The organism is Candidatus Angelobacter sp. (genome assembly GCA_035607015.1).
Classification (GTDB): Bacteria; Verrucomicrobiota; Verrucomicrobiia; order Limisphaerales; family AV2; genus AV2.
On record DATNDF010000109.1, the window covers coordinates 1 to 10,204 of the forward strand.

11 protein-coding genes are annotated in these 10,204 nt (G+C 61.8%); 10 read left to right on the forward strand and 1 reads right to left on the reverse strand.

The features are described 5' to 3' along the window. Positions 1–122 precede the first annotated feature (122 nt). The 8 genes from trpD (at position 123) to VN887_04530 (ending at position 6,378) form a co-directional block, all read left to right on the forward strand. Positions 123–1,205, forward strand: coding sequence for an anthranilate phosphoribosyltransferase (trpD, locus tag VN887_04495; protein HXT39266.1), 1,083 nt, complete (start codon positions 123–125; stop codon positions 1,203–1,205). 99 nt (positions 1,206–1,304) lie between these two features. Further along, a complete protein-coding gene (locus VN887_04500; protein HXT39267.1) occupies positions 1,305–2,312 on the forward strand; it encodes a DUF4339 domain-containing protein in 1,008 nt (335 codons plus the stop codon). Between the two features lie 34 nt (positions 2,313–2,346). Then, a complete protein-coding gene (locus VN887_04505; protein ID HXT39268.1) occupies positions 2,347–3,021 on the forward strand; it encodes a hypothetical protein in 675 nt (224 codons plus the stop codon). An 87-nt stretch (positions 3,022–3,108) separates the two neighbouring features. After that, positions 3,109–4,065: a DUF4339 domain-containing protein gene (locus VN887_04510; GenBank protein ID HXT39269.1), complete on the forward strand. Its 957-nt coding sequence runs from the start codon at positions 3,109–3,111 to the stop codon at positions 4,063–4,065. Next, positions 4,025–4,432 (forward strand): hypothetical protein, encoded by a 408-nt coding sequence (locus VN887_04515; GenBank protein HXT39270.1) that lies wholly within the window; start codon positions 4,025–4,027, stop codon positions 4,430–4,432. The genes VN887_04510 and VN887_04515 overlap by 41 nt, the downstream gene beginning before the upstream one ends. After that, complete coding sequence (locus tag VN887_04520; GenBank protein HXT39271.1) at positions 4,429–4,854, forward strand: DUF2752 domain-containing protein; 426 nt, start codon at positions 4,429–4,431, stop codon at positions 4,852–4,854. Before VN887_04515 ends, VN887_04520 begins: the two co-directional genes overlap by 4 nt. Before the next feature lie 47 nt (positions 4,855–4,901). Further along, a complete protein-coding gene (locus tag VN887_04525; protein ID HXT39272.1) occupies positions 4,902–5,183 on the forward strand; it encodes a 4a-hydroxytetrahydrobiopterin dehydratase in 282 nt (93 codons plus the stop codon). Beyond that, on the forward strand, positions 5,167–6,378 hold the full coding sequence (locus VN887_04530; protein ID HXT39273.1) for a galactokinase family protein: 1,212 nt from the start codon (positions 5,167–5,169) through the stop codon (positions 6,376–6,378). The genes VN887_04525 and VN887_04530 overlap by 17 nt, the downstream gene beginning before the upstream one ends. A gap of 10 nt (positions 6,379–6,388) precedes the next feature. Here VN887_04530 and VN887_04535 read toward each other — a convergent pair whose 3' ends face one another. Next, positions 6,389–8,170 (reverse strand): DUF885 domain-containing protein, encoded by a 1,782-nt coding sequence (locus VN887_04535; protein ID HXT39274.1) that lies wholly within the window; start codon positions 8,168–8,170, stop codon positions 6,389–6,391. Positions 8,171–8,268: 98 nt separating this feature from the next. On the opposite strand from VN887_04535, the gene trpE reads away from it, so the two are divergent. Together trpE and VN887_04545 are read left to right on the forward strand one after the other, a co-directional pair. After that, the gene (gene trpE, locus VN887_04540) at positions 8,269–9,834 is read left to right on the forward strand and encodes an anthranilate synthase component I (GenBank protein ID HXT39275.1); all 1,566 of its coding nucleotides are present in this window, start codon (positions 8,269–8,271) and stop codon (positions 9,832–9,834) included. Positions 9,835–9,979: 145 nt separating this feature from the next. Further along, a partial coding sequence (locus VN887_04545; protein ID HXT39276.1) for a PhzF family phenazine biosynthesis isomerase occupies positions 9,980–10,204 on the forward strand: 225 nt, incomplete at its 3' end.

Consider the following 10,204-nt stretch of genomic DNA (forward strand, 5'->3'; position numbering starts at 1 on the left):
CACGGGCCGAAATGTGACCGTGAAACGGACGAAAGAGCAGGAAAATTTTCAATTCCCGTGTTCGACTCCCGGACGGCAACTTCCAACTTCCGCCGCTGTCCGGCATCCGCTATACTCTCCGCGTGCTCGAAGAACTGGCCGACCAGCTCACCCGCAACATCTCCTTGTCCGGCGAGCAGGCGACCGCCGCGGTCGGCCGGCTCGTGGATGAAAGTGTTTCGGTTGAAACCAAGGCGGGATTTCTCGCCGCCCTCGCGCGCAAAGGCGAGAGCGTCGAGGAGATGGCAGCGTTCGCCCGCGCGCTGCGTGACATGTCCGTCGCGCCGCCGCTCGACGCTGCGACCCGGTCGCGTGAAATCCTCGATGTCTGCGGCACGGGCGGCGACCGCCTCAACACCTTCAACATCTCGACCACGGTTGCCATCGTCGCCGCCGCCGCGGGAGTGACCGTGGCCAAGCATGGAAACCGGGCCATCACTTCGCAGGCCGGCAGCGCGGATGTGCTCGAAGCACTCGGCGTCAAAATTGACCTTGAGCCGGACGAAGCGGCGCGGTCGTTGCGCGAGCACCACTTCGCCTTTTTCTTCGCCCCCAAATTTCATCCGGTGTTCCGCCATATTGGACCCGCGCGCAAGCTTTGCGCCGAACGGGGTCAGCGGACTGTTTTCAATTTCCTGGGTCCTTTGTTGAATCCCGCCCGTCCCAGCGCGCAACTGGTTGGCGTGCCGAGCCCGGAACTGTGCGAACCGCTCGCGCGCGTTCTCCAGTCGCTCGGCGTCCGGCGCGGCATGGTGGTCAGCGGACAAGTGGAGTCCGGAAATCGGAGCCCGGGGTCGGGCCCCGAGCCGTTGCGGTTTCTTGACGAACTCTCCACGCTGGGGGAAACGCACGTGGCGGAATTCTATCAGGACCGCGGTTTCGCCCGGTCGGTGATGTCGCCGGAGAATTTCCCGCTTCAATCCGCGACACTGGCGGACCTCGCGGGGAGCGACCGGGTTGCCAATGCCGCCATCGTCCGGAGCATCCTGCGCGGCAAGGAACGCGGCCCCAAACGTGACGCCGTGCTGATCAACGCGGCCGCCGCATTGTTCGTCGCGGGCAGGACGAAATCGCTGGTGGAAGGCTGGGAACTGGCTGCCCGCCTGATCGACGAGGGGAACGCCGGAGAAAAACTTGAAGCGCTGGTTGCCGCCACGCCGGCTTGACTCCGCCCGCCCGCGCAGGGTCCGGCGGGCGGAAGCGCGCCTGATTTTCCTGCAACTTTGCCGCCCGCCCTCGTGTTTTCCGGCTGACGCAGGACAACTATGTATAAAATCATCGGAGCAGACCTGAAGGAGTACGGCCCTGTCCCGGCGGAGCGCGTGCGCAAATGGATCGCCGAGGGCCGCGTGGATGGACAAACCAGGGCCTGCGCGGAAGGCGCGGGCGATTGGAAACCGTTGTCGGAATTTCCCGAATTCGCCGGCGTCATCACCGACCGGTCCGGCGTCGTCGCGCCGCCAAGAATCAACGCTTCCATCGGAGACAAGCTCGCGGCGGAAATCATCGCGCGTGATTACCGCGTCGACATCGGGGATTGCTTCAGCCGGAGCTGGGCCCTGTTACGGGACAACTTCTGGCTGCTGGTGGGCGCGACCGCCCTGGTGTTCGTTGTTCGCGTGGGGCTTGGCTTCTTCCTCGTGGTGGGCATTCCGACCAACGTGCTCCTCGGGTTCGTCCTGCAGGGAGGTTTGAGCCTGTTGTTCCTGAAGCGGCTTCGCGCCCAGCCTGCGGACCTCGGCGTGACTTTCTCGGGGTTCACGCTCGCGCTGCTGCCGTTGATCGTGTCGGGCCTGATTGCGCATGCGTTGACGTTCATCGGGTTTTTCCTGTGTGTGATTCCGGCGGTCTATCTGATCGTGGCGTGGTGGCTGTTCACGCCGTTGCTGATCCTCGACAAGGGCCTCGACTTCTGGCCGGCCCTCGAGTGCAGCCGCAGGGTCGTGACTCATCACTGGTGGCAATGCTTCGGACTGTTTCTCCTCGCGGCGTTGGTCGGGCTCCTCGGCCTGGCGGCGTGCGGCATTGGCATCTTCTTCACTGTTCCGGTGGCGGTCGGTGCCATGGTCTGTGCTTACGAAAACATTTTCTGTGCGCCCCCGGCGGCAAACGCGTTGCCGCCACCTGCCTCCGCACCATCCAATCTTCCGTCCGTGCCATCTCCTGCGCCGGCTCCAACGCCGCCGCCTTCGCCCGACGTTGGAACAGTGTCCACGACGCCAGTTACGCCGAACACGACCTCTGAAGCGCCACCGCCAGCCTCTCAGACTTGAACGCACGAACCTAATCGGTCGCTGAAACCGTGCCATGCTTGACGGACAAAATATTTCCAGCGAGCCTCCGTCCATGTACAAAATCATAGGGGCCGATCAGAAGGAGTACGGCCCGGTCAATGCCGACGAACTCCGGGCCTGGATTGGACAGGGCCGCGCGAACGGTCAAACCCTTGTCATGGTCGAAAACGGTCCCTGGAAGCCGCTTTCCAGTTATTCCGAATTTGCCGATGCGCTGCGGACTGCCACGGCCTCGGCGCCGCCCTCCTTAAGCAGTTCGCCTCTCGCGAGCCCGCGGGCTTCCATCGAAACTCGGACGGTCCAGGTTCCTGGCATTCTCTTGATAGTGGCGGGCGCGATTGGAGCCATGGCCAATTCCTTGAATTTGCTCGGTCATGTTCTGGGCCGGGCGTTTTTCCAAACGCAATCCTCCGGCAACCCGGAACTCGACAACTTCGTGCAAATCATGTCAGGTAGCCTCGGACTTTTGTTTTACAGTTTCGCGCTGGCATTGAACGTGTTGGTCATCGTCGGCGGCTGGCGAATGACCCGGCTGAGCAACTACGGTTGGTGTGTCGCGGCTGCCGTCGTCGCTGTCGTGCCCTGCCTGTCTCCCTGTTGCTGCCTGGGCGTCCCCCCGGGGATCTGGGCGTTGATCATTCTGTCCCGACCGGAGGTAAAAGCGGCGTTTGAGAATCGCGCGTCATGAATCGGCTCCCTCCGCAGAACAGATTCGTACCCGAGCGGGCCCCGGCCCGGGAACGAATGAACCTTGGGGCGACCAAAGAGGTGCGGCATGTATAAAATCATCGGTGGCGACCGACAGGAGTATGGCCCGGTCACTGCGGACCAGATCAACGCCTGGATTCTTGAGGGCCGCGCCAACGGCCAGACGCTCGCGCAGGCGCAGGGCGGCACCGAGTGGCGGGCGCTCTCGTCGTTCGCCGAATTCTCGGCGGCCCTTGCCGCAAGGTTTCCGGCGCCGCCGCTGGTTGGATCAGCCGATCCGGGCTCGGTTGCAGACGCGGCACTGACGCGGGGTGTTGAATTGAACATCGGGAGCTGCCTCAGTCGGGGATGGGCTTTGCTCGTGAACAACTTCGCTCTGTTCCTGGGCGCAAGCCTGCTGCTTTTGCTGATCCGGTTTTCCCTGGGATTCGTGCCAATCATCGGTCCACTTGCATACTTCATTATCTTCGGCGCTCTTTACGGCGGTTTCCTCCTGGTTTTTTTGAGACGAGTGCGCGGAGAGCCCGCCGGCATCGGTGATCTGTTCTCCGCTTTCGGCCAGGATTTTGTTCAATTCATGTTGACGGGGATTGTGATCGCCGTGCTGACTTTTATCGGCTGGTTGATTTGCCTGCTGCCCGGCATCTATCTGGCGGTGGCGTGGAAATTCAGCCTGGCGCTCGTGGCGGACAAGCGGTTGGAGTTTTGGGGTGCGATGGAAGCGAGCCGCCGGGTCATCACCCGTTGCTGGTTCCACATTTTCGGCATTCTGGTCATCGCCTATCTCCCACTGATCTTGTTCATGTGCTATTCGCTCATTCACGTGTTTTCAGTGATGATTCCGTTCCTTATGAACAGCGGGAGTGCTCCAAACTTTCAAGCGATCATGAAAATGGCGATCAGTCTGGCGCCTCTGTCACTGGCTCAACAACTCATCGCGCTGGTCACGGTGCCCTTTGCGACGGCTTCGTTGATGTACGCCTATGAAGATCTCTTTGGCCCTCGGCCAGCGCAAGCCCCTTGACCGCACGACTGCCTGGGGATGCCTCACCGCCAATCTGGCGGTGCCGGGCTGCGGTTCGCTCGTCGCCGGACGCGTGACGGGCTATTTCCAGTTGCTGCTCGCGGTGGCCGGGATGATCCTGACGATGGTTTTCGGATTGAAGTTCGTCACCTGGTACTTCGCCAACGGCCCGCGGTCGCAACCGTCACAGGAGGAGATCGGCGCTGATTTTCAGGAAATGTGGTCGCATCTGCGCTGGGCGCTGCTGGGGATGCTGGTGTTCCTGGCCGGATTGCTCTGGGCCGTGGCAAGCAGCGTCGGCATTCTCCTCGAGTCAAAACAAGTTCAACCCGCCCCGCCGCCGGTCCTGGGTGGAGAAAAAAGGTGAACGTTCCGCCTGTCATTTCAGGAACGAGAAAGGCTCCAGCGCCCGGCCTCCTGCCTGCCTGGATGTTTGCCGGGCTCCTGTTCCTGCTCGCAGCCGCGCGCCTGTCCTCCCTCTGGAACCTTCCGCTTCCGTTCTGTGCGCTAAAGAAGTTCACCGGCATCCCCTGCCCTTTCTGCGGCAGCACCCGGTGCATCCTCGCCTGTTCCAGTTTCGATTTCGCGAACGCGGTTCGCTGGAACCCGCTGACATTCCTCGCGTGCCTGGGTATTGTGTTGTGGTTCGCTGTTTGGATTACAGACCGGCTTTTCGGCCGCCGCTGCCTGGCGGTCGTTTATCGCGCGCCGGCCGTTCCCGCGTTCAAACCCGTCCTCGTCGCCATGGTGCTGCTGAACTGGATTTACCTCTGCCTGACGCTGCCCTAGCGCTTTTCGGCGTGACCACACCGTCTGCGCGCGATACCCTTGAAGCCATGGCCAAACTGACCTCCACTCAGATCGAGGCGGCGCTGAAAACCGTGCCGCTGTGGGAAAAGAAAGGCGCGATCGTCACGCGTGTATTCGCGTTCAAAGACTTCGTCGCCGCCATGAAATTCGTCAACGCGGTGGCGGACCTGGCCGAAAAAGCGTGGCACCACCCGGACATTGATGTTCGCTGGAACAAGGTCACGCTTGCGCTCACCACGCACGACCAGGGCGGGTTGACGGAAAAAGATTTCACGCTGGCAAGGAAGTTCGATGCCGCCGCCAAATAGTCTGGACACGGCCGCCCGGGACCTCTTCAAGAAACATTTCGGCTACACGCCGACACACGCCGTTTGCGCGCCGGGCCGGCTGGAGGTGCTCGGCAACCACACCGACTACAACGAGGGGATCGTCATGTCGGTGGCGGTGGACAAATACGTCTTCATCGCCGCGTCGCCGCGCACCGACGGCAAGGTCGAACTCGTCTCCTCCGCCTTTCCCGGCGCGGAAATCTTCTGGATGAGCGAATTGAAGCACAATCCCGCTGCGCCGTGGGCGGATTACGTCAAGGGCGTGCTCGTCCAGTTGCGCAAGCGCGGCGTTCACTTCAGCGGTTTCAGCGCGGCCATTCACAGTACGATTCCCATTGGCGCGGGCATGAGCAGTTCCGCCGCGCTTGAGGTCGCCGCCGCGCTCATGGTGCGCCAGTTGTTTCCCTACTCGCTCACCGAACTCGGCGCGTCGGTTCCGCCACCGCGCGACGGCCGTGGCCGCCTGCCACCCCTCGAAGCGAAGGAAAAGCTCCATCTCGCCCGGCTCTGCCAGGCCGCCGAGGTCGAATTCGCGGGCGTGAACTGCGGACTGCTCGATCAACTCTCATGTCTGTTCGGACGCGCCCATCACGTGATGAACATCGATTGCCGATTTCAGAGCGTCCATCACGCGCCGTTGCTGGGTGAAGCCATCGTGGTTTGCGACTCCGGCGTCAAGCACCGGCTTGTCGGCGGTGAATACAACGAACTGCGCGAGAATTGCGAATCGGCCGCGCACGCACTGGGCGCGAAAGCGCTGCGCTCGGTCGAACTGGTCTCTCTCAAGGCCGGCCGCGGGCGCCTCAACGAACGCCAGTACCAGTGCGCCTACCATGTCGTCAGCGAAATCCAGCGCGTGACGTTCGCCGAGCGCGCGCTGGCCGACGACGACCACCGGCAGTTCGGCCAGTACATGCTCCTCAGCCACGAAAGCTCGCGCGATTATCTGAAGAACAGTTGTCCCGAACTCGACCGGTTGGTGGAACTGGCCCGCGGGCATCCGGGCTGCCTTGGCGCGCGGCTGACGGGTGGCGGCTTTGGAGGCGCGACCATCAACCTCGTCGCCTATCATCAGGCCGAAGATTTCATGAAAACCATCGCCGAACAATACGAGCAACGCACCGGGCAAAAGATGAAACCGATGATCTGCCAGATCGTGGACGGAGCGGGTTAGGAACGGCGCCTCACGGTTTTTTTGCCGCCAACCATTCATCCACGTTGCGCTCCAGAATGTCGAGTGGCACCGCGCCGGATTTCAGGACCACGTCGTGGAATTCGCGAAGATCAAACCCGCCGCCCAGTTTCTTTCTGGCCCGTGAGCGCAGTTCCTTGATTTTCAGCTCGCCTATCTTGTAGGCCAGCGCCTGGCCCGGCCAGGCAATGTAACGGTCCACTTCGTTGACGACGTCCAGTTCGTGCTTCGCCGCGTTCTCCATGAAGTAATCAATCGCCTTCTGCCGGTCCCAGTGCATGGCGTGCATGCCGGTGTCAATGACCAGTCGCACCGCCCGCCACATTTCATAGGTGAGCTGGCCGAATTTTGCGTACGGATCGTCGTAAAGGCCCATGTCCTCGCCCAGCGACTCGGCATAGAGCCCCCAGCCTTCGACGAACGCCGTGTACTCGCCGTAACGGCGGAACTTCGGCAATTCGCCCTGCTCGTACGCGAGCGCGATTTGCAGATGATGCCCCGGCACTGACTCGTGGAGCGACAGCGCCGTCATCTCCCACTTGGGCCGCGTTCCAGGCTTGTAAAGATTTACAAAGAATGTTCCGGCACGCGAGCCGTCGGCGGCCGGCTGGCGGTAGTAGGCCGTCGTGGTGTCGGGCGCGATTTTGTCCGGGATCGGTTCGACGCCATAAGGCATGCGCGGCAGCGTGCGGAAAACTTTCACCAGGTTCGGGTCGATGCGCTTGGCCAGCGCCCGGTAGGCGGTGAGCAATTCGTCCGGCGACTGGAAATAAAACCGCGGATCGGTGCGAAGGAATTTGAAGAAATCCTGAAGCGAACCTTTGAACCCGACCTTGTCCATGACCACTTGCATCTCACCACGAATGCGCGTCACTTCGCGCAGGCCGATCGCGTGAATTTCCTCCGGCGTAAGTTTCGTCGTCGTGTATTTGCGTGCGAAGAACGCGTACATCGCGCCGCCGTTCGGCAACTGCCACGCGCCCACCTGATCGAAACAGGCCGGCAGATACTCGCCCACGAAGAATTCCTTGAACTTGCGATAGGCCGGAATGATGTCGGCCGTGACGGCCTCTTTCGCCGCTTTTTCCAACCGCACCCGGTTGGGCTCCTGAATCGAACGCGGAAAACTCTGGAACGGTTTGTAAAACGGGCTTTTCTCCGGCGCTTCGACGATTTGTTTGTCGATCTGCGCCGGCACGCGCTCCATCACGACCTTCGGCTGCACGATCCGCTCGCGGATTCCCTCACGCATCAACGCGATGGTCTGGTCCATGTAAACGGGGAACGAGCGCAGCCGCGCGATCCAGTCCTCGTAATCTTTTACCGTCTCGAAGCGCAGCGCGTCGGCCAGCTCGTCGGCGGTCTGGATGCCTTCACGCTGGTTCAACGGCACTAAATACCAGTGATACTGGTCTTCTTCGACGCCTGTTTCGTACTGCTTGCGGAACAGGTCGCAGTTGAGCTGGTCCGAGGGCCGGAGCTTTTTGCGGTCGATTTTTTGCAGCCGCCCCAACACTTCCTTCGCGTGCTCGTGCCGTTTCCCGATAGCAGCGAGGCTGGCGTCCTCCCAGCGGTCGTTCCAGCGACGGTCGCCGAGTGACGAAGCCCACGTCGGGTTTTGCTCCATCGTGTAGTTCCATTCGGCGTCGAACAACGCGTGCAGTTCGCGCGCAGTCTTGTTCGCCGCAACGTTCTGCGCGTTCACCAGCAGCGAGATTGAAACCAGCATGGCGCCCGGAGCGAGCCGTGGTATGAACCGTGGGAGCGTTATCATGGCGCGGGATGATAGGCGGCGCGCCGGCCGGTGACAACAAACGTCTGGCGACTCCGTGGTTGATAGACCGGGGTCGGTTGTGTTCAATTCGCCCGGCAATGTATTTTCCAACGCAGGACGAATTCGTGAAGCTGGCGGCGCAGGGCAACCTCATCCCCGTGACGCGCCGGCTGCTGGCCGACTTCGAGACGCCGCTGTCTGCTTATCGCAAAATCCGCGGGCAGGGCGAATCGTTTCTCTTCGAGTCGGTGGAAGGTGGCGAGCACCTGGGCCGCTACTCGTTCGTCGGCTGCAACCCGCGCGCGGTCATCAAGCAGACGGGTGGGCGCGTCGAAGTGATCAAGGGCGGGAAAGCAATCGAGACATTCCATATAGCGGGAAAGCCCCTCACCCCCACCCTCTCCCCATCAGATGGGGAGAGGGTGACGAAGCCGGGCGAGGGGGAAACCGTCCGCGACGGCCTCGATGTTGTCGCGGCTGAACTGGAAAAATATCGCGCCGTGCCGCTGCCGGGTCTCCCGCGCTTTACCGGCGGGGCGGTTGGGTTCATCGGTTACGAGTTCATTCACGATGTCGAACCAGTCGTGCTGCGGCCACCGCGCGATGATCTGCGCACACCCACGATGTATTTCCTCATCGCCGATCAACTGCTCATTTTCGACCGCGTCTCTCAGACTCTTACCGTGCTCGTCAACGCGATCGTGGACAATCCGGCCGGCGCCGCTGCGGCATACGAGGACGCGATCGGTGAAATCGAGCGCATCGTCTCATTGCTCGAGCAACCGTCCCAATACCAGCCGGTGAGTCTGCCATCGGAAGTTCCGTCCATTCCATTCGAGTCGAACGTGCTCAAGGAAAAGTTCCTCGCGAACGTGCGCAAATCGAAGGAATACATCACCGGCGGCGACATCATTCAAATCGTCGGCTCGCAACGTTTCTCCACGCCCGTGAAGGCCGAACCGATTGACATCTATCGCGCGGCCCGCTCCATCAATCCGTCGCCTTACATGTTTTTGCTCGAGCTGGACGGCTTTTCGCTCGTCGGCGCGTCGCCGGAGATTCACGTTCGTTGCGAAGACCGGCGCGTCGAGATCCGCCCGATCGCCGGCACGCGTCGCCGAGGCAAGACGCCCGATGAGGACGCCGCGCTGGAAAAGGAACTGCTCGCCGATCCCAAGGAACGCGCCGAGCACGTCATGCTGGTGGACCTCGCGCGCAACGATATTGGCCGCGTGTGCGATTTCGGCTCCGTGCTGGTGAAGGACCTCATGATCATCGAGCGTTACAGCCACGTGATGCACATCGTCTCGGAGGTCGAGGGCAGGCTCTCGGCAGGGAAGACGCCCTACGACCTGATGCGCGCCACGTTTCCCGCCGGCACGCTCACCGGCGCGCCGAAGGTTCGCGCGATGCAGATCATATCCGAGTTTGAACAAACCACGCGCGGGCCTTACGGCGGTTGTGTCGGCTATTTTTCATTCAACGGCAACCTCGACTGCTGCATCACGATTCGCACGGCGCTCATCAAGGACGGCAGGGCTCATGTGCAGGTCGGCGGCGGCTGGGTGAACGACTCCGACCCGGAAGCGGAATTCCAGGAAACGGTGAACAAATCAAAGGCGATGCTCAAAGCCGTGGCCCTGGCGGAGACGTTTGCGCAGTAAGCGTCCTCGCGAACCGGCTCGTCAGCAGCCTCACCTCACCAAAGGCCAGCTTCGGCTGGGTCAACGCCTCCGACCCGAGGCGTCGAATTGACCGCGCAACGGCCCACGTGTATGAATCGCGGCGCGAATCGTTATCGGACGCACCGTGAACATACCCATTTATCAGGTGGACGCTTTTACCGCCGAACCTTTCCGTGGCAATCCGGCGGCCGTCTGCATTCTCCCCGCGCCGCGCGACGAGCAATGGATGCAGAAGGTCGCGCTCGAAATGAACCTGTCCGAGACCGCGTTCCTTCACCGCGAAAGCGACGGCTGGCGCTTGCGCTGGTTCACTCCGGCAGTCGAAGTGGCCCTGTGCGGGCATGCCACG

Bases quoted from the DNA above. Each gene is read 5' to 3' on its own strand.
- VN887_04525 (HXT39272.1), top strand. From the start codon at position 4,902: ATGGCCAAACTGACCTCCACTCAGATCGAGGCGGCGCTGAAAACCGTG.
- VN887_04535 (HXT39274.1), bottom strand. From the start codon at position 8,170: ATGATAACGCTCCCACGGTTCATACCACGGCTCGCTCCGGGCGCCATG.
- VN887_04515 (HXT39270.1), top strand. From the start codon at position 4,025: ATGAAGATCTCTTTGGCCCTCGGCCAGCGCAAGCCCCTTGACCGCACG.
- trpE (HXT39275.1), top strand. From the start codon at position 8,269: ATGTATTTTCCAACGCAGGACGAATTCGTGAAGCTGGCGGCGCAGGGC.
- VN887_04505 (HXT39268.1), top strand. From the start codon at position 2,347: ATGCTTGACGGACAAAATATTTCCAGCGAGCCTCCGTCCATGTACAAA.
- VN887_04510 (HXT39269.1), top strand. From the start codon at position 3,109: ATGTATAAAATCATCGGTGGCGACCGACAGGAGTATGGCCCGGTCACT.
- VN887_04500 (HXT39267.1), top strand. From the start codon at position 1,305: ATGTATAAAATCATCGGAGCAGACCTGAAGGAGTACGGCCCTGTCCCG.
- VN887_04530 (HXT39273.1), top strand. From the start codon at position 5,167: ATGCCGCCGCCAAATAGTCTGGACACGGCCGCCCGGGACCTCTTCAAG.